This is a genomic window from Haloarcula argentinensis DSM 12282 (assembly GCA_000336895.1).
Classification (GTDB): domain Archaea; phylum Halobacteriota; class Halobacteria; order Halobacteriales; family Haloarculaceae; genus Haloarcula; species Haloarcula argentinensis.
The window spans coordinates 1-22,012 of record AOLX01000026.1; the positions used below are offsets into that span (position 1 = coordinate 1).

Below are 22,012 nucleotides of genomic sequence, written 5' to 3' on the forward strand. Positions count from 1 at the left end.
GAGATGTGTATAAGAGACAGCTCGAAAACCGAGGGCTGCTGAACCACGAGAAGTACAAGGGCGTCGACCTCACCGACGACGGGATCGCACAGGCTCGCGAGGCGCTCCAGAACTACTGCATTATCGAGCGGTTCCTCATCGAAGTGCTCGAAGTCGAGGAGTTCCGGGCCGAGGCAAAACAACTGGAGGGTGTCATCGATGAAACGGTCGCTGATCGCCTCGATACGATCATCGACCGCGAACCGCAGTGTCCGGACTGTTTCGACCCCGAGGGCGATGTCTGTGGCCTGCTCGAAGTCGAGGCCGAAGTCACCAGCGACTGACCGCCCGCTCTCGAAGCGTTCAAGTGCGTTCCGTCGATTATTCCGAATACAGCAAGTGCAGTCCCGTGGTGTAGTGGCCAATCATAAGGGCCTTTGGAGCCCTTGACGGCGGTTCGAATCCGCCCGGGACTATCTTGCTGCGAACAAACTCGTGAGCAGTAGATATCCTCGGCGGTTCGAGCTAGAGGACGAGAGGATTCGAGTCCTCACAGTTCGAATCCGCCCGGGACTATTTTGTCGCGAATAACTGCGAGAGCGACAAATGTGCAGCTGATTCGAAGCACGTCACGAGTGGAGCGAAGTGACGGCGGTTCGGCTCCGCACAGACTGTACACGACCTGAAGTCGAACAGCGCCCGCATTCCGGTACGACGCGACAGCGAGTGGACAGGAGTCAGTCACAAGCCGGCTGAGGCCACAATTCGCAGTGTCCCTGTATGAATAGCCTAACGAGTGTCCCAAATTCTGACACCGAACTGTAGATTTATGATGTTCCGTGCCAACTAGTGGCATATGAAAATCAGGGAGGCAGTGCTGTCGGACCGGCCAGCTATCCGTGACGTGGCGCGTCGCTCGTTGGAGGCGTCGTATTCGCTGGGGCCGAAGGCGATTACGAGCGCGATCGAGGAGTGGTACGACGAAGAGCGCATCGAGGAAGTGCTCGACGATGAGAGTAATCGGTTGATTCTCGTCGGCGAGCAGGATGGGCAGGTGGTCGGTCTCTCAGAGAATGTCCTGTCGGGCGACAGTATCGGGACGATTCTCTGGCTGCACGTCGACCCGGCGTACCGTGGCGAGGGTATCGGGTCAGCATTGTTCGACGAGACCCACGGGGAACTCCATGACCGCGGTGCCGAGACACTCCAGGGACGCGTGCTGGCCGACAACGTCGAGGGTAACAGCTTCTACGAGGACCGCGGCTTCGAGCGCGCCGGCACGGGTGAAGTCGACATCGCCGGACGGACCTACGTCGAGAACCTCTACACCGACGCCGACGAACTTGGCCGCGAACGGATAACCGACGACGGCCGGACAGTCTACGTCGATCACAACAACCACGAGTCCGGGTCGATGGCGCCGTTCCACGTGGTCCACGTCACAGAAGAGGGCAGCGACCGCTACGGGTACTTCTGCAGTAACTGTGAGACACTGGCGAACGCGATGGACTCGATGGGTCGCATCGAATGTGACAACTGCGGGAACGTTCGCAAGCCGATGCGCTGGGACGCTGCCTACCTATAATTACGGCGGCGACTGCCCTCCTCTGCGCTGTGACGATTCCTGCCTGTTCGCCGGGAGTAGTATCAGCTTGTAGTACAGTCCGAACAGACACAGGGCAATACCGACGCCAACGAGGACGTCAGTCATCGCATGTTCGTTCGCCGCGTGGGTCACGATCGACACATCGCCGACGGGCGTGTGGAGTGGCTGGAGAGGCATATGTACCGATTTATCTATTAGCTGTAAAAAGCCGGACTAACGTTCCCAGCCGCTGAGAACCAGCTGCGGCTGTCGCCCGACAGAGATCTCGCCTGACACGGAATCGGGGACAGTGATGGCGGCTGTCCGCCGCTCGGACACCTGTTCCGAAGACCGGTTTTGCGACGCTGTTTGTATCCAGAAACGCCGGGTGTGGCAGCCGTTCTCCCTGTCGTAACGCTAAAGAGTCGAACGTACGTCTATATGTGTAAGATGAATATCGAAATCCGTCTCCGGAGGTGGTGCTGTGGGCGTCGAGATTAGGGAGTCACCTGTCTCAGCCGACGCGTTCGAGGAAATGAAGGAGTTCGTCCACGACTACCTCGCGGCGAGCGTCGAAAACGAAGAAGAAGGCGGTCGCATGCGCTGGTACCCGTGGCACTCCGCGGAGTATCGCTTCAACCACATCCTCAACGTCGTCGACATCGCGACAAAAATCGCCCGCAAGGAAGGGGCGAACGTGGACGTGACTCGCGTGGCAGCGTTGTTTCACGACATCGCGAAACTGGAAGCCGAACAGGACCTCCACGCGGAAGCCGGCGCGCGGATCGCACGCGAGTATCTGCGGGCACACGGTGACTACCCCGAATCATTTATCGAGCAGGTCTGCGCCGCCGTCGATGCTCATTCGTATCAGGGGCCGCTGGACGATCTACCCCTGGAAGTGCAGTGTCTCATCGAAGCGGATATCCTAGACAAGGTCGGCGCGAACGGGACCGCCCTGATGTTGCTGCGTATGGGCTATGAATCCCGGACGCACATGGACGCAGCTGAGATGGTTGACCGGGTCATCGAGCGCGGCGAAGACGCGCGCGAGCGTGTCCAGAGCGACACCGCCGAGTCCATCGTCCATCAGCGGCTCAAGCGGACCCGCTGGTTCCAGGAGTGGCTAACGATGGAAGTCGCCGACATGGCTGTCGAAGACGACCTCGACGACGTAGCGACCGGGATGGGCGACTCATAGCGCCCGCAGCAGGAACAGGACGCCGGTCCCGGCGAGGACGGCAGCGCTGGCCCACGCGATCAGCGGTGCGAGCCGTTCGATACGCGTTCTCGCGGCGACAATCGCCGCCGGAAACCCCGTAATCCAGAGGCCGATACCGCCGAAAAACCCGCCCAGTAGCACCGGGTGCCCAGTTTGTACGGTGAGCGCGTCGGTTCCGATCGAAGGCACGTACGACGACACGTCGACCACACCGGGTTCGAGGAGGCCGATGCCGACGGTGAGCCAGAAGATGACCTGATAGGGATTTGTCAGCGCCAAGACGAGTGCCTTGCGAAAGCCCCGGCTGTCCCCAGCCGTGACCGACGAGTCCCCTTCAGTAACGACTGTATTGGCTTCCTGAACTGCGCCGTACGCGAACCAGAGCATCAAGAGCCCGCCGGCACCGACCATCACGCGTTGAACGCCCGGCGTCTCGGTGATGACTGTGGCGGCACCGAGCACGGCGAGCACGAGAAAACAGGCGTCGGCAGTCATCGCGCCGAGACCGGCAAAGAAGCCAGCCCGCCAGCCCCGCAGTGCGCTCTCCTCGGCGATAACGGCGTTCATCGGGCCCGGCGGCGCAGCTAGTGCGAGGCCGAACAGGACCCCACCGAGGGCTGTCGGGACGAGCGAGAGCGCGCCGAGCTGGAGCAGGCCGAGTGGGTGATGCATCTATGATCAGTGAAAACAGAGAGAAAATCCTACAGACTTACAGCTTGCCGGCCTTCTGGAGCTTCATCAGGTCCTCGGTGTCGAGGGTTTCGCCTTCCTTGAACTTCTNGAGAAAATCCTACAGACTTACAGCTTGCCGGCCTTCTGGAGCTTCATCAGGTCCTCGGTGTCGAGGGTTTCGCCTTCCTTGAACTTCTGATAGATCTCCTCGGCTTCCTCGCGAGCGGCTTCCTGCTTCTCCTCGCGCTGGGAGCGCTCCTGCTCTTCTTCCTTCTTGTCGAGCTCGCGGAGCCGCTTCTGGACGCGGACGAAGTCCTCGTGGTGCTGGTCGGCCGCTTCCTGAGCATCCACGAACTCCTCGTGCTTCTCGTCGGCCTCGTCACGGATCTCGTCGGCCTCGCGGTAGGCCTCGATCATCTCGTTGTGGTGCTTCTGGGCCTCGTCGGCCAGTTCCGTGACCTTCTGGTGGTGCTTTGAGGCTTCCGAGCGGACCTCTTCCGCTTCCTCTTTGAGCTCTTCGAGGTCGCCGCCCTGATCGAGCTTCTCCTGTTTCTCTTGGAGCTTTTCGCGCTTGGTCTCGATCTTCTCGATGAGCTCTTTCTCGTCTTCCGAGGAGAGCACTTCGGTCTGTTGCTTGAATTCGAGATCTTCGATCTCCTCTTTGAGTTGTTCGACCGACGTGCCCTCGTCGAGTTCGAGGTCGTTTTTCAGGTTGTCGACCTTGTCGAACAGCTCGTTTGCTTCCGCATTGAGCTCGTTGCGCTGGTCCTTGTGCTCCTGGACCTGTTCGTTGAGCTCGTCGCGCTTCTCGCGGTGTTCCTGCGCTTCGTCGACCTTCTCGCGAGTCTTCGCGTTCAGGTCGTCACGAGCGGAGGCCCGCTCGGACGCCATCTGGTTCAGCTCGTTTCGTCGGTCGCGGAGCTGGCCGGCGAGTTTGATGAGCTCGCCTTTCGATTTGTTTTCGAGATCCTCTTCGGTTACTGTAACGTTCTTTGATTCGTCTATCGAGTCTGCCATTGTTGAATCCTCTATGCCATCACCGCTTCAGCACAGACAGTCGGCCCACTACTGAGGGGCTGACACCAATAACAAGGGTTCCCTCTCATGTTGGGCTGAAAGCGATACTGCCTGAACGCGGAAGCGTTCTGGTGTCTACAAATAGAGGTGGATATTGTTTAAACATTCCGGTGCATTGAATACCGCGTCAACGTCTCACACGCCATATTTCAGGGGTGAGACGGCCACTATCGCATCGAGTTTCCATGGTATATCACGCACCTATATTACTCGCTAATACGGTACTCGTTCTTGACGACAGTCTGGCCGTCGGTGGCTGCAAGCGTCACATCGTCACCGGCTGAAAGGGTGAGCGTGTCGACGGTGACGCGGGCAAACGGACCGACAGTGTGCTCGGCCTGTTCGCGATTCCCGTTGCAGTCCCACTCCACGGTGAGGTCCGCTTTTTCAGGACGGTCGTGGAGGACAACGATATCCCGCTCACCGGGCGCTGCATCCGAGAGCATCACCTGTGTGGGCTCGTAGCTGTCGGCGAGATCATTAAAAGCCGCCTTCTCGGACCCATCCTCGGCGAGCAGGCCCATGCCGGCGTCACCGACATCTCGGAGGCTGTCAACGACAATGAGCGGCGCGTTGCGTTGACGGAGCGTTTCGGCAACCTCACGGACGACACCAGCCTGATACGCCTGCGATGCTTCGACTCCGCCGTCGACGTGGCGGTCGTGGCAGGCACTATCGAATCCAGGACTATCGCCTGAGCCCGGCGTTCCCAGCGCACCGGCGCCGAAGCCGGCGACGACATCCCCAACGTCGAACTGGGAACAGAGCCACGGGAGGTCGGCCGTGTCGCCGTACCGCCACCCCGGGTACAGCGTGGCCGCGTCGGGGTCGATTCCGGGGGGGCCGACGACCGGGAACGTCGGGACGGAGTCGATGGCCGATGCCACCGATACGGCGTCCGCGTCGTCGTAGCTAGCCCGCCAGGCACGCCACCGAAAGCGAAGCCTGTCGAGGAACCCGGAGCCCAGTCCGTCAGCGTACGGAGTCACTGGCTCGTCGTGGACGCCGACCGCCGCGAAACTGGGATGCTGTGCGTATGCCGCATCGAGCTGCGCCGCGAGGGCAGTTCCCCGTCCGGTGTCGAACGAATCGGGGCCCGAAAGTGGGAGGTCCTGCCAGAGCAGGACGCCGTGGTCGTCACAGGCCCGGGCCACTTCGGGCGGCGTCCCCTGCGCCCGTACCCGAACCAGATTTGCATTGGCATCGACGGCCCGCTTGACGTCCTCCGCGGTCGGGTCCAGTAGCGTCACGCCGCGAACCGGCACATCTTCGCCGTTGACCCGCAGGCCACCGTCGTACGAAACAGTGCGCAGTCCCGTCGTCACCGAGTGTTCGTCGTCGCCGAGCTTTGCCCTGAGCACGTAGCGGGACTGTTCGCCGCGGTCGTGGGGCCACCACAGCGACGGATCGCGCACGTCCATCGTGTAAGTCACCGCCGTCGTCTCTTCGTCGGTCGAGACGCGGGCCCGGTCCATCATCCCGCCGCCGCGAACGTCACCCTCCGGCCGAAGCGAGAGCGTAATCCGGTCGTCGAGTGGCTCCTCGGTCAGGACGGTCGCCGACACGTCCACCGTCGCATCGGTCACGTCTTCTTCCGATAGCTGTGTCTGGACCGAGAGTTCGCTCACACACGGGTCCGGTCGGGTTTCGAGGGACGCGTCCCACCAGATGCCCGGAACACAGCGTTCCGGCGGCAGCTGGTCGGTTGCGTGTAGACCGCCGAAACGATCCTCCGGTACGCGACACTCCACGACGATCCGGTACTCCTCGCTCTCGGGGAGTCGGACCCGGAGCGGCTCGAAGTAGGCGTCGTGGCTGGTGAGCAAATCGCCGTTGCACCACACGCGTGTGTGCGCGTAGGTTCCACTCAGTACGAGCAGGGCGTGTGCGTCGCTCTCGTCCCGCGGGTCCGAAAACGTCGTTTCGTAGGCCACGGCCTCGGCGCCGGCGAACTGTTCGGGCCGGCCGGGCACCGATACCGGTTCCCACACCTCCGGGGACGGCATCTCGTCGTCCGGCGCAACCGCCGCGCCGCGCCACTCCAGCGACATACCTTGTGGCCCGTTCCCCGAGGGCATATCCTTTGCCCCACGCCTTCACTTTCACTTTCACTCCGGGGATGGCTCGCTTTGACATAGGTAGCCACCTACTATCCAGATATGCTCACCGAACTGCACGAGGCGGCGACACCGACCTGCGAGGCCCAGCACTGCGAGCGCCCGCTCGGCGAGCCAGCCATGGTGTTCGAGACCGAGGCCGGCCGCCGCGAGGCCCACGAGTGCGCCTGCGGTGCGGTGACGGTTACCGTCGTCAGGTCGGAGTCGCCCCGCTGAAGTACGCCCGGCAGTGATCGGGAGGTATGACACTTGAGGAAGTGGTCCACGCACAGGGCCACGAGAACGTTTCCGGCGAGCACGCGAGCACGCTGGAAGTGACGAGCGACGACTTCCTGACTCCTGCAGGTGACTGTATTCTGGCTATCGAAGCCGACCGCGTCCCCGCTGACTTCGACAGCGAATTCGTGACAGCCTGTCAGAGCGCCGACGCGACGATCACGGCGACCATCGAAGCCGGCGATCAGACTGTTACCGTGACCGGGACCGGCCACCCCGACCTGTCCTACGAGAACGACCGAAGCCACGTCCTGCGGACGAGTGACTACGTCGACGACCGGACTGTGATGGTAAACGCCGACGCGGCGGCCGGCGACGTGGACCGGGACCTCGTCGAAGCGCTCGCTGACGGGGCTGATGCGACGCTGACGCTGTCGGTCAAACCCAGCGGCGACTGAGCGGTGGTTTCTACAGCGGTCGCGCCGCTCTCTGGCGCGGTCAAAAGAAAACAGGTTTGACGTCTAAACCAGCTTAGCTCGATGAGATGACGTCGTCGATACGGACGATCATCGTCGCCGCCTCGGTGGCGGAGTCGACCGCTTCGCGCTTGACAGCGGCGGGGTCGAGGATGCCGTAGTTGACGGGGTCACCGACGACGCCGGTCTGGCCTTCGCTGATGATGCCGGCGATGCCCTCGCTCTCGTGTTCGGCGCGGAGGTCGACGAGCGCGTCGATGGCGTCGAGACCCGTGTTCTCCGCGAGGGTGCGGGGCAGCACGTCGACGGCGTCGGCGAATGCTTCGACGGCGAGCTGCTTGCGGCCCTCGATGGACGCCGCTTCGGAGCGGATGTGGTCGGCGATGGCGATTTCGGTCGCGCCTGCGCCGGGGACCACACCGCCGGCGTCGAGCGCGGCGATGACGGTGTCGAGCGCGTCGTTGAGCGCGCGTTCGAGTTCGTCGACGACGTGTTCGGTGGAGCCGCGAGCGATGACCGTGACGGACTCGGCGGTCGCGCCGCCGGTAATGAATGTCACGTCGTCGTCGCCCTGCTTCTCGACGTTGACGCTGTCGGCGTGGCCGAGCGCGTCCTCATCAAGGGATTCGAGGGAGCCGACGCGCTTCGCGCCGGTAGCCTCGACGATATCCTTGGCGGTCGAGGAGCTGATGCTGTCGGCGACGAAGACGCCTTCCTTGGCGAGCTGGGAGGCGACGCGGTCGGCGACATCCTCGGTGACGAACGCGACGTCAGCGCCGCTTTCGAGGACATCCTCGGCGTAGCCCTGCAGTTCGCCCTCTTCGGCGTCGAGCGCGGCGTTGAGCTGGTCGACGCTGGAGACGTTGTACTCGGCGTCGATGTTGCTCTCGCGGACGTCGAGCTCGGTGTCGATGACCGCGATGGACGCGTCCTCGACCGAGGTCGGCATGTTGTCGTGGACGGCCGTCTCGTCGACGATGACGCCCTCGACGAGTTTGGTCGCGGAGGAAGCCGCACCCGTCTGGGTGTGGACTTCGATGTTGTCCCGGCGAACGCCGTTGTCGCTCTTGGCGTGGCGGACGGCGTCGACGACGACTTCGGCGAGTTTCTCGGCCTCGACGTCACCGGTTCCCTTGCCAGTCATCGAGGATTCGGCGACTTCGACGAGCGTCTCGTCGTCGAGGTCGACATCAAGGACGATCTCGTTGATGGCGTCCTGTGCGAGTTCAGCCGCGGCGGAGTACCCCTCGACGATTGTTGTCGGGTGGACGTCGTCGTCAAGCAGGTCTTCGCCCTTCGTCAGCAGTTCCCCGGCCAGCACGGACGCGGTCGTCGTTCCGTCGCCCACTTCGTCTTCCTGCGTCTGGGCGACTTCGACGATCATCTGGGCTGCGGGGTGTTCGATGTCCATCTCGGAGAGGATGGTCGCCCCGTCGTTGGTGATGACCACATCACCGTCGTCGGAGACGAGCATCTTGTCCATGCCGCGGGGACCGAGCGTGGTCCGTACGGACTCGCTTACGGCCTTTCCGGCGGAGATGTTCGATGACTGTGCGTCCTTCCCGTGTGTGCGCTGGGCGTCCTCATCAAGGATGAAAAGAGGCTGGCCGCCCATGCGTCGCTGGCCAGATGACATATGTGTTGAACCTCACTTAAGACAAGGCAAGCGGTTCTATATAAAACTTTCTAACGGCGTAGACCGCTCGTCGGGCGACAGCGCCGTGCTGTCCCTGTAATCCCGGCCGGACCTACACACCTTTTAATATGGGTGTATACACACCGTATAGTAGATGCTGGAGTTGGAGCACGGCTTTCGCGTCGTCGACGTGCACGCACGGCTAGAACCCGACGAGCAGCGCCGACCCCAAGACGGCATGGGTGACCCGGAGCAACTGGAACGGGAGATGCACCAGGCCGGCGTCGTCCGCTCCGTCGTCTTTCCTGGCGAGCGAGACGGCTCGTATCTGAAAGCGAACAACGCTGTCGCTCGGATGACCGTCGAGCGACCGATGGTCGCTTTCGCCAGAGTCAACGGCGCTCGGGATCCAGGGACCGGCCCCGGATCGACCCTTCGCAACCTCGCGAGCAGTCGCACGGAGGAACACACCTCTCCTGCGGATATCGAACAGTACGCCTACGACGACCGGTTCTACGGCTTCAAGCTCCATCCGCCGACCGACGGGCTGCCAGACGAGGACGTGCTCGCAGAGCTAGAGTCGGTGTCACTGCCCGTCATCGTCCACGGCGGCGACGGCTTCCAACCCGAAGCCGTCGCCGAATCGCTGTTAGCCTACGACTTCCCGGTTATCCTCTCACATTTCGGCGCGCATCCTCTCCGGAAGGACCTGATGGAACGCGCCATCGACCTGCTGGAGGGCCACGACAATCTGTATCTCGATACCAGTGCGGTCCGCTACCGGGGGCCGATGGAACGGGCGGTTCTGGAACACCCCGACCGCGTTCTCTTCGGGAGTGGCGTCCCCGGCGTCCATCCGAACGTGGCCGTAATGGAGATTCTGACACTGGACGTCCCCGAAGACGCGATGCGCAAGGTCTTTTCGAACAATCCAAACCGCGTTATCGAAGCGCTGGCCCCCTGATTGCCGACTACTCTCGTTCCGGTCGAACGGTTGCGGCCAGTATCGGCTACCGCCAGTCGTACACAGTTACTGCGCGGTCCGCACGCGCGGACCGACCGTTCGGATTCCGGCGGGGCGTCCGGTCGGTCACTCGTGCCCGGACGCCGTCGACGATTCCTGACCCGACGCCGCCGAACACGTCCTGCCCGTTGCCGAGCCACTGAGACGGCGTCGTCTCCCCGCGGATGACATCGATCAGCGCATCTTTCGCGTCACCGACCGCGTGGCTGAGGAGTCGCCGTACCACGGTTGGCCGGACGTTGTAGTTTTTCACCAGCCGATACGCAAGCGAACGGTACTTCCAGTTCCAGTCGGTCTCTGCGATGCCGCCGTCAGCCTCAAACTCGCGGCTGACACACATTTGGGTGCTCCAGTCGACGCCGTATTCACTGGCGGCCATCCGGTGTGCGAAGTCCCGGGCGCTGCCGACGTTCAGATACTCGTCGAACCCGTCTAGTGCTTCCAGCACTTCCGCGTCGAACGCGACGTTGCCGGGGTTGAAATACGTCACGTCACGGCCGGCTATCGTCCGTGTTTCCTCCGTTTCGGTCGTCATTCCGGCCCACAGTTGCTGGTGTGTCGGCCCGGTGATGGCCTGAGTTGCCCCCGAGAGCCCGCTTTTCACGGCGTCAGCCCAGCCGGACTCGACAGAGAGCGACTGATGGACGAGCGCGATAATGTCCCCTGTCGCACGGTCAATCCCTGCGTTGCGGGCGACCGTGACTGAGCGGTCGGCGATTTCGACGAGAATAGACACGTCGTCCCGGTCGCGAATCATTCCGGTCGTGCCGTCGGCCGACGGGCCGTTGACGACGATCACTTCGGCATCCGGGACCTGCTCGGTGAGTGCGTCCAGACAGCCGGCCAGCTCTTCCCGGCCGTTTAGCGTCGGGACCACTACCGAGATATCCATACCTCTGGGTAGGATGGCGAAGGCGCTTAAAAGTCGCGGGAGACGGACGTGGACTTCTCGATACAAAAAACGGGTCGTTCGAGCCGCGGTACGCTACACGTGGGTGTTCCAGTACGACACCGAGGCCAGCTTTTCGCCGAGTGGCGTACCGCCAAGCGCCGTATCGAGCGACCGGAACGAGGCGGCCAGTTCGTTCGGGATCTTCCGGTAGAACCCGTACGGAAGCAGCCAGTCGTGGTTCGCCTCGGTCAGTTCCAGTCCGGCCCCGTCCAGCAGCCGGTCGATCTCCCAGCGCGAATAGAGCCGCGACCCCATCGGGAGCGCCCAGTTGTATATCGACCGGGTCGAAAACCGGTTGAAGGTATCGAAGAAGACCTGCTCCTTCGAGACGCGGCGCATCTCCGCGAGGAATGCCGCCGGCGTATCCGCCAGATGGAAAAAGCGCATCGCAAACACGGTGTCGAAATGGTCGTCCGGGAACGGCAGCCTGGCCGCGTCGCCTCGCATGAATTCGACGTGGTCGTCGACACCGGTCGCCTGTGCTTTCTCGCGGCCCTGCTGGAGCATCGGTCCTGAGATGTCCAGCCCGGTGATGTTCGCACCGCGCTCGGCCAGCATCACGGTGAACCGTCCGGTCCCGCAAGCTACTTCCAATACGTCCTTGTCAGCCACAGGGCCGATCGCGTCGAGGACGGCCTGCTTCTCGCGTCGGTCGATCAGCCGACCGCCGCGGGAGAACCGCTTGGCCTCGTACTCTTCGGCCACGGTGTCGGCCTGATACCACTCCTGCCCTTTCACGGTGTATTGCTCACCCCGCGGGGGATAAAACGATACTGGAATCCCCTTTCATCGGTTGGGCTGTTTTCCAACCAAGCTAGACCCACTCGCGCTCTCGACCCTGATATTTCGGGGCGTACTTTCTGGATAGCGACCGGGACCACACGACGGCGGCCTTGTATAAGGACACATTAAACACTTCATAGAATCTGTATTGTTTGGTCATGCATATAGCCAAGTTTTACCAGTAAGTCTGGAATATCAGCTACTATGAGCGCATTAACTGAAAACGCTGCACCGGCACCATTCACCGACGAGGAGTTCCGCGACACGCTGCGTGAACTCCCACCGAGCGCGAAGCTCGTCGCGAAGGTGCTGGAAGACGATGCTCCGCTGTCCCAGGGCGACTTGGCCGAGAACTCGCTACTTCCGGACCGCACTGTCAGGTATGCTCTGAACCGCCTGGAGGAGTCCGATCTGGTAGACTCGCGGTACAGCTTCACCGACGCACGCAAACAAGTTTATTTCCTCACGGTCTGACCTGCCGACATGGACTGGCAGCGGGCCGACGTGTCCGTCCCGACACGGGCACCGACCGGCAGCACAGCAGCATACGTTTGTGGCGACGAGATGGCTCTTCTCGTAGACCCTGCGGCGACGGATGATGCGCTCGATTCGCTTCTCAGTGACCGTACCCTCGCCCACATTGCGCTCACACATTATCACCCTGACCACGCCGGTGCCGTTGCACACTACGCCCGGGAGACGAACGCGACGGTCTGGGCGCGCCGCGGTCGGGCAGCCGCATTCGAGGCTGCGACCGGTGTCACCCCTGACAAACTGTTCAGCGACGGGACGGCGATTCCGACCGATGCCGGCCCGGTGACCGTCCTCGACACGCCGGGCCACGCGCCGGAGCACGTCGCCTTCGCAACCGACGGGACCGTCGTCTCCGGCGACCTCGCTGTCGCCGAGGGTAGCGTCGTCGTCGGCGCACCCGAGGGCGACGTTCGGGCCTACCTCGCGTCGCTGCGTCGTCTCCACGCAAGAAACCCCAATGCACTGTTGCCAAGCCACGGGCCGCGTATTGAGGCCCCACGGGAGACCTGTGCGCGCCTCATCGGCCACCGACTGGAACGCGAGCGACGTGTTCGGCAGGCTGTCGACGAGGGAGCCGACACCCTCGACGAAGTCCTCGACGCCGCCTACGAAAAGGACCTCACTGGCGTTCGCGACTTGGCCCGCGGGACAGTGCTGGCCCATCTCGAAAAGCTCGCCGTCGAGGGCGCTGTTTCGTGGGACGGCCAGCGGGCCGCACTGAATCCAGCGGACTGACGCCTTTTTGCCTATCGGCCCGCTATCAAGCCTGTGGACTCCCTGGAAACCGAACTCGAACGGGCCCGTGCCCTCGACGAGTCGGAACTGGCCGACGCTATCGAGACAATCGGGTTCGAATGCACCCGCTGTGGGGCCTGCTGCAAAGCTGAGGCGGCGTGTGGTGAGGGTGGAGAGAGTGACGACGAGGCTAGTGACGTCGCTGATGGTCCCAGTGGAAAGACTGAGACCGCCGAAACTGACGCCGACCCCCACACGGCGACCGTGTTTCCCGACGAGATACGGCAGCTACAGGCGGCCGGGGAGTACGACTTCCGCGACGTGGCCCGGCCGATGCCGTACGGACTGGCCGACGGCCCCGACGGCCCCGAAGGCGAGACCTTCGAGTGGGCGCTCCAGACTGACGACTGCGGTGACTGTACGTTCTACACTGAGGACGACGACGGGACAGGTGCCTGCACGGTCCATGGCGACCGCCCGCTCATCTGCCGGACCTACCCCTTCAGCGTCGCGCTCGGCGGGACGAGCCAGCCGATGGGCGAAGCCGTCGACGAGGAAGGAATGGTCCGGGCCCACGAATGTGAGGGACTCGGTCGGGATATCTCAAGAGCCGACGCCGAGGAGTTGGCCGCAGCGCTCAAGGAACGAGCCGTTCGGGAACTGACGGAAGCAATCGGCGTCCGCGACAACTACCGGCCGGTCGACCAGTCAGCCGGACAGGTCGTCGTCCACGACTCCGAAGGGGCAAAGCGCCCCGACGGCAGTCTCTACGAGTAGCGTCACACGTCGTCGATGATTTCGCCGACCGCGAAGTTCGACTTGACCTCGGTGACTTCGATCTTGACTCGTTCGTCAATTTCGGCCCCCGGAACGATAATGACGTAGCCGCGCTCGACGCGGGCGATGCCGTCGCCCTGCTTGCCGATGTCTTCGATTTCGACGTAGCGCGTCTCACCCGGTTCGACCGGTGGCTGTGGCTGATCCGGTGGCGTGTCCGACACCGTCTCCTCGTCCGTCTCTATACCCTCGTCTGCGGAGATGAGCGCAACGCGGTAGGTACTGTCCGAGTCGACTGCGCCCGTCTCGACTTCTCGACGTGGGACCTCCACGACGTACCGGTCCCCCTCGTCGCGGATATCAGCACTGAACAGACACAGCAATTGATCCGAGATTTCCAATGTGATAGACCTCCGTTCGGCCACAAAACGGGCCATTACTAAAGAACTGCCGGAGCGAACGACTGTTACTGTCCCAACTGCGGAGCGATGACGAGTACTCACGGTGTTTCCCGCTTGTACCAACTACCTGTCCCGTGGCCCAACTCGCGGCAGTATCTCCGCTTCGAGCAAGAGAAAACCGCAAGACTGCGAGCCGTTAACCGTCTGTACCAAATCCCATAAGGGTGTCTCGGTACTGTTAGTAACTGTACTAATGAGCGCCACCGCACAAACCACTGACAGTCCGCTTTCGGACAAGCAGCGACGTATTCTGGAGTATCTCCGCTCTAACGCTGACGACCAGACGTATTTCAAATCTCGGCTTATCGGCGACGCGCTCGATCTCTCGGCCAAGGAAGTCGGAACCAATATGACCGCCATCGCCGATGGCGACTACGATCTGGCCGTCGAGAAGTGGGGATACTCTTCCTCGACGACCTGGATGGTCGAAACCTGAACGGGAACCGACTCGGCCGGGAGACATTGGCGCTCCCACTTTGTCGCCCGAACGGGCCGCGATGTAGGCCTGCGTAGAGAAATCACGGTGCTGTCGCTCACTTTTCGTTCCAGCCACGTTACCCTGATAGGACAGAATACATTGTAGCGAGTGAATGTCCATATTGATAACCATTGAGGCCATAGTCGATTCCATCAATGGGCGAGGCTGGTTCCGCCATTCAGGTGCTTCACGTCGACGACGACCGGGAGTACACGGAGATGACGGCGGCGTTCCTTCAGCGAGAGTCGGTCGATTTCACTATCGAAACCGCGACGAGTGCATCGGAGGGCTTGCGTCTGCTCGACAGGGAGTCGGTCGACTGTATCGTTTCCGACTACGAAATGCCCGGCGAGAACGGCATCGACTTCCTCGAATCGGTCCGCGAGGACTATCCAGATCTCCCGTTTATCCTGTACACGGGCCATGGGAGCGAAGCCGTCGCCAGTGACGCTATCTCTGCAGGTGTCACTGACTACCTACAGAAAACAGCCGACACCAGCCACTACGCCCTTCTCGCGAACCGGATCATCAACGCCGTCGAACAGTACCGGTCACAGCGCGCCCTCGAAGCGAGTAAAGACCGGCTCTCGCTGTTTATCGACCAGTCGCCGCTTGGGTTCGTCGAATATAACCAGGATTTCGAGATCGTCCGCGTCAACGACACCCTCACAGAGATATTCGGCTACACCGAAACGGAACTGCTCGGGGAAACGTGGGAGATGTTCGTGAGTTCTGAGAGCTACGACGACGTCGATGCGGTTACGTCCGCTCTCAGTGAGGCCAGCGGCGGCTACCACAGTATTAACGAGAACGTCCGGAAAGACGGCGAGTGCATCGTGGTCGAGTGGCACAACCGCCTCGTTACCGACGATTCGGGCGATGTTGTCACCATCTTCTCGCACTGTCAGGACGTTACGGAGCGCATCGAACACGAACAGAACCTCGCCCAGTTACGCGACTTCTTCGACGAGGCGGAGGAACTCGGCGACCTCGGGGCTTGGGAGTTCGACGAGAGCGGGATGTCGACTTGGACGGCAGGCACCCGCCGCATCCACGAGGTCGGCGACGACTTCGATCCGACAGTTGAAGATGGGCTGTCGTTCTACCATCCCGAGGACAGAGAAAGGGTTGCGGATGCCGTCGAAGCGGCCCTCGAACACGGGGAGCAGTACGACCTTGAGGTCAGACTCACCACCGCCAAAGGAAATCACCGGTGGGTCCGGACCCGCGGCAAACGCGTCGAGGGCACGGAGAAGCGGACAGTTCGAGGCTTCATCCAGGATATCACCGAACAGAAGGAGCGCGAACGCCGCCTCCGTGTCCAAAACGAGCGACTGGATTCGTTCGCCAGTGTCGTCAGCCACGACTTACAGGGCCCACTGACAGTCGCACAGGGGCATCTAGAACTGGCACAGCAGGACGTGACCAACGACCACCTCGACAGCATCGATGCCGCTCACGAGCGGATGCAGACACTCATCGACGATATCCTGACGCTGGCACGGGACGGACGTGCGGCGACGACCACCGAGCCGGTCACTCTCCAGACTGCCGCGACCGCATGCTGGGAGACTATCGAAACGGAGAACGCGACTCTGGAGGCCGATACGGACAGTGTTGTGCTCGCTGACCCTCGCCGGCTGCAACGCCTGCTGGAGAACCTGTTCCGGAATTGCGTCGCACATGGGTCAGATCCGCCACTCTCTCAGATACAGGGCGAAAGCGTGGAACACGGTTCGTCGAGTGGTCCTGTTCAGTCCGACGAGGCCGACGAAAGCGACGCCAGAGTGACGGTTACTGTCGGTGACGTCGATGACGCCAGCGGTTTCTACGTCGCTGATGACGGTCCGGGGATCCCCGAAGACGAGCGAGATACGGTGTTCGAAGCGGGCTATTCGACCGCATCCGAAGGCACCGGCTTCGGCCTCGCAATCGTCGCCGATATCGCTGCCGTCCACGGCTGGGATGTCAGTGTGACCGACAGCGAGTCGGGCGGAGCCAGGTTCGAAATAACCGGCGTCGACAAAGAGACGTAAGCGAGAAACGGATGCGACCAGGCCGACAGTGGGCGGATTCTACCGCCAGCCTCACGGGTCGTAGCGCAGCAACGAGTCGGCCTCGCCGGCCAGCGCGGCGACATCGTCGCCGAACGAGTCGGCGTACCGGATCAGCAGGGTCAGTACGGTTTCGGGTTCCGTCACCGCGTACCCGTCTTCTCGCGACAGGAGCCCGGCAGACTCCAGGTCGGCGGCGTAGTTGCTCACCGTCGGTCGCGATACGTCCAACTCATTAGCCAGTTCTGACGCCGTCACGTCCGGGCGACGCAGCAGGGTGACGAGCATCCCCCGGGCGGTCGAACGCCGCAGGTAGCCAAGCGCCACCTGCTCGAACTCGGAGAACTGGCCGGCCGGGAAGTAGCGCCGGTAGTCGCCGTCCTTCTGTGAGGTGACGACGCCCTCGTTTTCCAACCGGTGGAGGTGGTGCTGGGCCTCACCGGTCCCGAGTTTGAGGTCGTCGCGAAGCTTCGAGAAGTGCGTCCCGGGATGTGTCGAGACGTACCCGGCGATGGCGTCGGGCGCGTCGCTCTCGCTCCCGCTGTCGCCGAAGCGGGCAAACGGGCTCGCTGCACCGAGGGCGGCAAAGCGACGGAGCGTCGCTCGCTTGTCCTCGTCTACGTCGCCCTCACGCGTCATTGCTACCGAAAAGGTGGGTCGGTAATAAAACGTCTTCGCCTGATTCTCAGTTAGTTGTCTTTGTCGACTTCCGACGTTCGCGTCGTGTCGTCCGGACCGCCGGCCACGTCAGTCGTCGACGAGTCGTCGTCGATTTCAGCGTCCATCTCCTGAATCATCTCGTCGGCGCTGTCGAGGCCACTGTCCTGACCCTGCTTGATTTTCTGTGCCTCTTCTTCCATAGCCTCGACATCGACTTCGGCTTCCTCGTCGATCTGGCCGAGGATTTCCTCGATGTCGTCCAGACCGAGCATCTCGCGGGTCTCGTCGTCGAAGTCAAGCGCCTCCAGCGAGTGCCCGTTCTCCTTCACGTCCGAACCCTGGAGGTGTTTGCCGTAGCGGCCCACCAGCGAGGTGAGTTCCTGCGGGAGGATGAACTTCGTCGACTCACCCTGGCCGATCTCGGCGAGTGTCTCCATCCCCTTGTCGATGACGGCGCGTTCGCCCATCGATTCGGCGGATTTCGCACGCAGGACGGTCGAGATTGCGTCACCCTGTGCTTCCAGAATCTGGCTCTGCTTTTCACCCTGTGCGCGGATGATGTTGGACTGTTTGTCACCTTCCGCCGTCTCGATGGCGGAGCGCCGTTCACCCTGTGCTTCTAGGATCATGGCACGGCGTTTCCGCTCGGCGGAGGTCTGTTGCTCCATGGCCTGCTGGACATCTTTGGACGGGTTGACCTCGCGGACCTCGACGCTCTCGACGCGGACACCCCACTCGTCGGTGGGTTCGTCGAGTTCTTTCCGAATCCGGGCGTTGATTTCGCCCCGCTTGTTGAGCGTGTCGTCCAGTTCCATGTCACCCAGCACGGCCCGGAGGGTCGTCTGGGCGAGGTTGGAGACGGCACGCTCGTAGTTATCGACTTCGAGGAATGCCTTCTTCGGGTCCATCACCTTGATGTAGACGACGGCGTCGGCGGTCACCGGCGAGTTGTCGCGGGTGATAGCCTCCTGCCGTGGCACGTCGAGCGTCTGGGTACGCATGTCGAACCGCGTCACGTCGGAGACGAAGGGGTAGATAAAGTGAATCCCCTGGTCGAGGACGCCGCGGTAGGTACCGAGGACCGTGTAGGCACCTTTCTGGTATGGGCGGATGATCACGACGCTGGAATACACCAGCGCGATGGCGATCAGGAGGAAGATGACGGTAACGAAACCGACGAGTCCTCCAGGCTGTAGCGGTGTTGTTGCGGGGAACATGACAACCAGAACTCCGGAGCGCGCAATGAAAAGGCTTCGGTGTCCCTGTCACAAACTACCGAATTACACACCTACGCCCGCTCGGACTCACGTTCCGGTTCAGTGTCCGCATCACTCTGGTTTCGATCACGTTCGAGCGCGCGGTCGATCTCGTCGCTCGCCGCCTCGACCGCTTCGACTTCGAGTACGTTCCCGCCGCCGGGGTCGATGACGATGACCTCCGTGCCTTCCTCTATCGGGTCGCGGGAGCAACGAGCCTGGTAGTAGGGATTGAAACCGCCGTCTTCCAGTTTGACCTCACCGTCACTCCGGGTTACGCGCTCGGTAACCGTTCCGAACTGCCCCGTAAGTGAGTCAGAACTGAGCGTCTGGCCACGGCCCGGCGCGGCGAAATCGAGCTTTCGATACCCCCAGAGCGTGACCGCTGTCGTTGCGAGCACGACGACAGTAAGAATGAGCGGCGCGAGGATACCCAGGCTCGCTGGGATGAACAACCCGACCAGCCCTGCCGTCAGCAGAGCCACGCCGAGCACGAAAAAGTGGGTCCCGGGGGCGAGCGCTTCGCCCACGATGAGGCCCGCACCGGCCAGAAACAGCAGGATGGAGAGCGACATACCTAACAGTGGTTCGGCCTGCAGCAGGGCAACTGTCGCCAGCGGGTTCACCATGCCCTGACTTAGTGTCGGAGCAGGATTAAGTGTCGGGGTAGAGAGCGCGACTCCGGAATCGCCGGTACAGTCTCACACGTCGCTCGTCCGGACGAAGAACCCATACAGCACAGCGGCTCCGAGTGCAACGGACAGAACCACGCCACCGAGGACGGACGGCGTGTACATCTCCGCTCCGAGAAACATCCGTCCAAGCGCGAGAATCGCGATACAGACCCCCAACGCGACGAAGACGACATTCTCAGGCTTCGGTGCGTCGGGTGTCACTTCAAGATCCGGGGCAAAGGAGCCGGCGACTGCGCCCTCCTCGTCGTCAGGCGCGTCGCCGTCAGGGCCTTCCTCGACCTGAATCACGTCGGCGTCCGTCGCCAGTTCGTACTCTTCGGTGAACGTATCACCCGTAGCGGCCGCATCGTCTCGTGCGGCCCCGTCGTCATCCATGGTCCGCCGTACGGGCCGTGACTACAAAAGCGCTGGCGACTGCGGTTACTTGATGCGGGTCCCCAGCGGGGCGTCCTCGTGCGTCGTCAGCAGGTCCGCCTCGTCACCGGCAGCCAGCACCATCCCGTTGGATTCGATGCCGAACAGCTCGGCTTTCTCCATGTTCGCAAGCAGGATGACGCGCGTGCCGGGAAGCTCCTCGGCGTCGTGGAGCTGTCGGAGACCGGCGACGACCTGCCGGACCTCGTGGCCGATGTCGACTTCCAGGCGCAGGAGTTTGTCCGCGCCATCGACCGGCTCGGCGCTGCGAATCTCACCGACACGCATGTCGACGCCCTCGAAGTCCTCGAAGCTGATGCGGTCTTCGACGAGGGTCTGGAGGTCGGCGACCTCGTCGTCGTCCCCTTCGTCTTCGGCGGCTTCGCCGCCTCCGTTCGAGGCTTCTGCCGAAGCCTCGCTTGCCTCCTCGACCCGTTCCTGCAGTTCCTCGTTCAGCGCCTCGATGTGGTCGTCCTCGACCTGCTCGAACAGTTCCGCGGGGTCGTCGAACTCGGCCGGCGGCGCTTCGAGCGCGCTGTCGAGGGTTACGTCGGCGACGGAACCCTGTTCGCCCAGTTGGCCCCACAGGCGCTCGGCCTTGCCCGGCAGGACGGGTTGCATGAGCACCGCGACGGCCTTGGTCAACTGCACGCAGTCGCGGATGACCTGCTCGGCTTCCTCGGGGTCGTCGTCGACGAGGTTCCAGGGTTCGTTGCGCTGGATGTACTCGTTGCCGTAGTTCGAGAGTTCGATGGCGATTTCAGCCAGCTCGCGCACGTCATACTCCCGAACGGCGGCCTCGAAGTTCTCAATCGCGTCCTCGATTCGCCCGCGCACGTCATCGCTAACGGCAGTGTCGGGCGTCCCGTCGTAGTTGCGCTCGGCGAACAGCAGCGACCGGTAGATGAAGTTCCCGACGTTGCCGACGAGTTCGCCGTTGACCCGCTCCTGGAAGCGGTCCCAGGAGAAGTCCACGTCGGTGTCGATCTGTGCGCCGGTCGCGATGTAGTACCGGAACAGGTCGGGATGGAAGCCGGCGTCAAGGTACTCGTCGGCCCAGACGGCGCGGTTACGCGAGGTCGACAGCGCGTTGCCGTCGATGCCGACGAACCCGGTGGCCAGAATCGACCGGGGCTCGTTGTACCCCGCGCCGCGAAGCATCGCGGGCCAGAACACCGCGTGGTGCTGGATGATATCGCGGCCGATGACGTGGATTATCTCGCCGCTGCCGTCTGCCCACTCGTCGTCCCACTCGGTGCCGTGGCGCTCCTCACTGTCGATCTTCCAGACCGCTTCCCAGTCGTACTCGTCGTCACCGACGCGCTCGGTGTACTGTTTCGTCGAGGCGACATACTCGATTGGCGCGTCGACCCAGACGTACAGCACCAGCTCGTCGCCGCCGTCAACGTCTTCGGGGTAGTCCACGCCCCAGTCCATGTCCCGCGTGATACAGAGGTCCTGCAGTTCGCCCTCGATCCACTCGCGGGGCTGATTCTGGGCGTTGTCGGTCCCTTCTAGACGGTCAAGGAAGCCTTGGAGGTACTCCTGGAAGTCAGCAAGCCGGAGGAACTTGTGTTCGCGGGTGCGGTACTCCGCGGGGTTCCCGGTCAGCGTCGACACCGGGGCCTCGATTTCGCCGGGCTCGAGGTGGCGCTGGCACCCTTCGTCGCACTCGTCGCCGCGGGCCTGCTCCCCGCAGTAGGGGCAGGTCCCCTCGACGTAGCGGTCGGGGAGGGGTTGGTCCTCCTCCGTGTCCCATGCGACCTCGATCTCCTTCTCGTGGACGTGGTCGTTTTCGACCCACGAGCGGACGAACTCCTGGGTGAGTTCGACGTTAGTCTCGTCGTCGGTATGCCCGTAGTTGTCGAACTCGATGTTGAACTGCGGGAACGTCTCGGCGTAGGTCTCGTGGAAGTCCAGCGCGAACTCCCGCGGCGCGACGCCTTCTTCGGCGGCGTTGACCGCTACCGGCGTACCGTGCATATCTGATCCCGAAACGAACGCCGTCTGCTGGCCGATCCGCCGGAGGGCGCGCGACAGCGCGTCCCCGTCGACGTACGTCCGGAGGTGGCCGACGTGCAAGTCACCGTTCGCGTAGGGCAACCCACAGGTCACGACCGCCGGCTGGTCCGTCGGAAACTCGTCGTGGCTCATACCTGTTCGTGTGCCACCGACGGGTCAAAAGGGGGTTGGTTTCGGCGTGGGAGCG

At 62.6% G+C, this 22,012-nt stretch carries 24 protein-coding genes, 1 tRNA gene and 1 pseudogene; 12 read left to right on the top strand and 14 right to left on the bottom strand.

What is annotated here, in order from left to right; all coding sequences use genetic code 11:
• The 3 genes from C443_RS16540 to C443_RS16550 form a co-directional block, all read left to right on the top strand.
• On the top strand, positions 1-323 hold a 323-nt coding region (locus C443_RS16540; RefSeq protein ID WP_005537809.1), incomplete at its 5' end, for a metal-dependent transcriptional regulator.
• A 59-nt stretch (positions 324-382) separates the two neighbouring features.
• Positions 383-455 (top strand) — tRNA-Gln (locus C443_RS16545).
• Between the two features lie 380 nt (positions 456-835).
• Entirely contained in the window at positions 836-1,564 is a 729-nt protein-coding gene (locus C443_RS16550) for a GNAT family N-acetyltransferase (protein WP_005537810.1), read from the top strand.
• Here the strand turns inward: C443_RS16550 and C443_RS16555 are convergent, their stop codons facing one another.
• Entirely contained in the window at positions 1,565-1,762 is a 198-nt protein-coding gene (locus C443_RS16555) for a hypothetical protein (RefSeq protein WP_005537811.1), read from the bottom strand.
• Between the two features lie 286 nt (positions 1,763-2,048).
• Between C443_RS16555 and C443_RS16560 the strand changes: the two genes are divergently transcribed.
• The gene (locus C443_RS16560) at positions 2,049-2,765 is read left to right on the top strand and encodes an HD domain-containing protein (protein WP_005537812.1); all 717 of its coding nucleotides are present in this window, start codon (positions 2,049-2,051) and stop codon (positions 2,763-2,765) included.
• Here C443_RS16560 and C443_RS16565 read toward each other — a convergent pair.
• The 4 genes and pseudogenes from C443_RS16565 to C443_RS16575 all read right to left on the bottom strand — a co-directional run bounded on the left by C443_RS16565 (position 2,760) and on the right by C443_RS16575 (position 6,586).
• Positions 2,760-3,458: a LysE family translocator gene (locus C443_RS16565; RefSeq protein WP_005537813.1), complete on the bottom strand. Its 699-nt coding sequence runs from the start codon at positions 3,456-3,458 to the stop codon at positions 2,760-2,762. The two genes, C443_RS16560 and C443_RS16565, sit on opposite strands and share 6 nt — an antisense overlap.
• Before the next feature lie 37 nt (positions 3,459-3,495).
• Positions 3,496-3,561, bottom strand: a pseudogene (locus C443_RS22480) (hypothetical protein); the annotation flags it as partial.
• A gap of 23 nt (positions 3,562-3,584) precedes the next feature.
• Positions 3,585-4,475 carry a coiled-coil protein gene (locus C443_RS16570; RefSeq protein ID WP_004957913.1) on the bottom strand — a complete coding sequence of 297 codons (891 nt, stop codon included), beginning with the start codon at positions 4,473-4,475 and terminating at the stop codon, positions 3,585-3,587.
• A 266-nt stretch (positions 4,476-4,741) separates the two neighbouring features.
• The gene (locus C443_RS16575; protein WP_005537814.1) at positions 4,742-6,586 is read right to left on the bottom strand and encodes a hydrolase; all 1,845 of its coding nucleotides are present in this window, start codon (positions 6,584-6,586) and stop codon (positions 4,742-4,744) included.
• 108 nt (positions 6,587-6,694) lie between these two features.
• Between C443_RS16575 and C443_RS21825 the strand changes: the two genes are divergently transcribed.
• Positions 6,695-6,868, top strand: coding sequence for a hypothetical protein (locus C443_RS21825; RefSeq protein ID WP_005537816.1), 174 nt, complete (start codon positions 6,695-6,697; stop codon positions 6,866-6,868).
• Between the two features lie 26 nt (positions 6,869-6,894).
• A complete protein-coding gene (locus tag C443_RS16580; protein WP_005537817.1) occupies positions 6,895-7,326 on the top strand; it encodes a DUF371 domain-containing protein in 432 nt (143 codons plus the stop codon).
• 73 nt (positions 7,327-7,399) lie between these two features.
• On the opposite strand, the gene thsA is transcribed toward C443_RS16580, so the two are convergent.
• The gene (gene thsA / locus C443_RS16585) at positions 7,400-8,959 is read right to left on the bottom strand and encodes a thermosome subunit alpha (RefSeq protein ID WP_005537818.1); all 1,560 of its coding nucleotides are present in this window, start codon (positions 8,957-8,959) and stop codon (positions 7,400-7,402) included.
• Between the two features lie 175 nt (positions 8,960-9,134).
• On the opposite strand from thsA, the gene C443_RS16590 reads away from it, so the two are divergent.
• Positions 9,135-9,944 carry an amidohydrolase family protein gene (locus C443_RS16590; protein ID WP_005537820.1) on the top strand — a complete coding sequence of 270 codons (810 nt, stop codon included), beginning with the start codon at positions 9,135-9,137 and terminating at the stop codon, positions 9,942-9,944.
• 46 nt (positions 9,945-9,990) lie between these two features.
• Here C443_RS16590 and C443_RS16595 read toward each other — a convergent pair whose 3' ends face one another.
• Both C443_RS16595 and C443_RS16600 read right to left on the bottom strand, forming a co-directional pair.
• Positions 9,991-10,896: a glycosyltransferase family 2 protein gene (locus C443_RS16595; RefSeq protein ID WP_005537821.1), complete on the bottom strand. Its 906-nt coding sequence runs from the start codon at positions 10,894-10,896 to the stop codon at positions 9,991-9,993.
• 93 nt (positions 10,897-10,989) lie between these two features.
• Positions 10,990-11,694 carry a class I SAM-dependent methyltransferase gene (locus C443_RS16600; RefSeq protein WP_005537823.1) on the bottom strand — a complete coding sequence of 235 codons (705 nt, stop codon included), beginning with the start codon at positions 11,692-11,694 and terminating at the stop codon, positions 10,990-10,992.
• Between the two features lie 249 nt (positions 11,695-11,943).
• Here C443_RS16600 and C443_RS16605 point away from each other — a divergent pair, with 249 nt between their 5' ends.
• The 3 genes from C443_RS16605 to C443_RS16615 are packed head-to-tail and all read left to right on the top strand — an operon-like array spanning position 11,944 to position 13,785.
• Positions 11,944-12,213 (top strand): MarR family transcriptional regulator, encoded by a 270-nt coding sequence (locus C443_RS16605; protein WP_005537824.1) that lies wholly within the window; start codon positions 11,944-11,946, stop codon positions 12,211-12,213.
• A 9-nt stretch (positions 12,214-12,222) separates the two neighbouring features.
• Positions 12,223-13,008 carry an MBL fold metallo-hydrolase gene (locus C443_RS16610; RefSeq protein ID WP_005537825.1) on the top strand — a complete coding sequence of 262 codons (786 nt, stop codon included), beginning with the start codon at positions 12,223-12,225 and terminating at the stop codon, positions 13,006-13,008.
• Positions 13,009-13,041: 33 nt separating this feature from the next.
• Entirely contained in the window at positions 13,042-13,785 is a 744-nt protein-coding gene (locus C443_RS16615; protein ID WP_005537826.1) for a YkgJ family cysteine cluster protein, read from the top strand.
• Positions 13,786-13,787: 2 nt separating this feature from the next.
• Here the strand turns inward: C443_RS16615 and C443_RS16620 are convergent, their stop codons facing one another.
• Entirely contained in the window at positions 13,788-14,186 is a 399-nt protein-coding gene (locus C443_RS16620) for a TRAM domain-containing protein (protein WP_005537827.1), read from the bottom strand.
• 253 nt (positions 14,187-14,439) lie between these two features.
• Here C443_RS16620 and C443_RS16625 point away from each other — a divergent pair, with 253 nt between their 5' ends.
• Both C443_RS16625 and C443_RS16630 read left to right on the top strand, forming a co-directional pair.
• Positions 14,440-14,682, top strand: coding sequence for a DUF7123 family protein (locus C443_RS16625; RefSeq protein WP_005537828.1), 243 nt, complete (start codon positions 14,440-14,442; stop codon positions 14,680-14,682).
• Positions 14,683-14,879: 197 nt separating this feature from the next.
• Complete coding sequence (locus tag C443_RS16630) at positions 14,880-16,760, top strand: PAS domain S-box protein (RefSeq protein WP_005537829.1); 1,881 nt, start codon at positions 14,880-14,882, stop codon at positions 16,758-16,760.
• A gap of 51 nt (positions 16,761-16,811) precedes the next feature.
• Here the strand turns inward: C443_RS16630 and C443_RS16635 are convergent, their stop codons facing one another.
• The 5 genes from C443_RS16635 to metG form a co-directional block, all read right to left on the bottom strand.
• Positions 16,812-17,417, bottom strand: a complete 606-nt coding sequence (locus C443_RS16635; protein ID WP_005537830.1) for a winged helix-turn-helix transcriptional regulator — start codon at positions 17,415-17,417, stop codon at positions 16,812-16,814.
• Positions 17,418-17,467: 50 nt separating this feature from the next.
• On the bottom strand, positions 17,468-18,655 hold the full coding sequence (locus C443_RS16640; protein ID WP_005537832.1) for an SPFH domain-containing protein: 1,188 nt from the start codon (positions 18,653-18,655) through the stop codon (positions 17,468-17,470).
• 71 nt (positions 18,656-18,726) lie between these two features.
• Positions 18,727-19,323 (bottom strand): NfeD family protein, encoded by a 597-nt coding sequence (locus tag C443_RS16645; RefSeq protein ID WP_005537833.1) that lies wholly within the window; start codon positions 19,321-19,323, stop codon positions 18,727-18,729.
• 72 nt (positions 19,324-19,395) lie between these two features.
• Complete coding sequence (locus C443_RS16650) at positions 19,396-19,764, bottom strand: DUF7312 domain-containing protein (RefSeq protein WP_005537834.1); 369 nt, start codon at positions 19,762-19,764, stop codon at positions 19,396-19,398.
• A 45-nt stretch (positions 19,765-19,809) separates the two neighbouring features.
• Positions 19,810-21,957, bottom strand: a complete 2,148-nt coding sequence (gene metG, locus C443_RS16655) for a methionine--tRNA ligase (RefSeq protein WP_005537835.1) — start codon at positions 21,955-21,957, stop codon at positions 19,810-19,812.
• Between the last annotated feature and the right edge of the window lie 55 nt (positions 21,958-22,012).

Excerpts from the sequence above, each read along its gene's own strand:
- C443_RS16565 (WP_005537813.1), bottom strand. The coding sequence starts at position 3,458 with ATGCATCACCCACTCGGCCTGCTCCAGCTCGGCGCGCTCTCGCTCGTC.
- C443_RS16580 (WP_005537817.1), top strand. The coding sequence starts at position 6,895 with ATGACACTTGAGGAAGTGGTCCACGCACAGGGCCACGAGAACGTTTCC.
- metG (WP_005537835.1), bottom strand. The coding sequence starts at position 21,957 with ATGAGCCACGACGAGTTTCCGACGGACCAGCCGGCGGTCGTGACCTGT.
- C443_RS16650 (WP_005537834.1), bottom strand. The coding sequence starts at position 19,764 with ATGGATGACGACGGGGCCGCACGAGACGATGCGGCCGCTACGGGTGAT.
- C443_RS16640 (WP_005537832.1), bottom strand. The coding sequence starts at position 18,655 with ATGTTCCCCGCAACAACACCGCTACAGCCTGGAGGACTCGTCGGTTTC.
- C443_RS16625 (WP_005537828.1), top strand. The coding sequence starts at position 14,440 with ATGAGCGCCACCGCACAAACCACTGACAGTCCGCTTTCGGACAAGCAG.
- C443_RS16605 (WP_005537824.1), top strand. The coding sequence starts at position 11,944 with ATGAGCGCATTAACTGAAAACGCTGCACCGGCACCATTCACCGACGAG.
- C443_RS16590 (WP_005537820.1), top strand. The coding sequence starts at position 9,135 with ATGCTGGAGTTGGAGCACGGCTTTCGCGTCGTCGACGTGCACGCACGG.
- C443_RS16595 (WP_005537821.1), bottom strand. The coding sequence starts at position 10,896 with ATGGATATCTCGGTAGTGGTCCCGACGCTAAACGGCCGGGAAGAGCTG.
- C443_RS16645 (WP_005537833.1), bottom strand. The coding sequence starts at position 19,323 with ATGGTGAACCCGCTGGCGACAGTTGCCCTGCTGCAGGCCGAACCACTG.
- C443_RS21825 (WP_005537816.1), top strand. The coding sequence starts at position 6,695 with ATGCTCACCGAACTGCACGAGGCGGCGACACCGACCTGCGAGGCCCAG.
- C443_RS16635 (WP_005537830.1), bottom strand. The coding sequence starts at position 17,417 with ATGACGCGTGAGGGCGACGTAGACGAGGACAAGCGAGCGACGCTCCGT.
- C443_RS16555 (WP_005537811.1), bottom strand. The coding sequence starts at position 1,762 with ATGCCTCTCCAGCCACTCCACACGCCCGTCGGCGATGTGTCGATCGTG.
- C443_RS16550 (WP_005537810.1), top strand. The coding sequence starts at position 836 with ATGAAAATCAGGGAGGCAGTGCTGTCGGACCGGCCAGCTATCCGTGAC.
- C443_RS16610 (WP_005537825.1), top strand. The coding sequence starts at position 12,223 with ATGGACTGGCAGCGGGCCGACGTGTCCGTCCCGACACGGGCACCGACC.
- C443_RS16630 (WP_005537829.1), top strand. The coding sequence starts at position 14,880 with ATGGGCGAGGCTGGTTCCGCCATTCAGGTGCTTCACGTCGACGACGAC.
- thsA (WP_005537818.1), bottom strand. The coding sequence starts at position 8,959 with ATGGGCGGCCAGCCTCTTTTCATCCTTGATGAGGACGCCCAGCGCACA.
- C443_RS16570 (WP_004957913.1), bottom strand. The coding sequence starts at position 4,475 with ATGGCAGACTCGATAGACGAATCAAAGAACGTTACAGTAACCGAAGAG.
- C443_RS16575 (WP_005537814.1), bottom strand. The coding sequence starts at position 6,586 with ATGTCGCTGGAGTGGCGCGGCGCGGCGGTTGCGCCGGACGACGAGATG.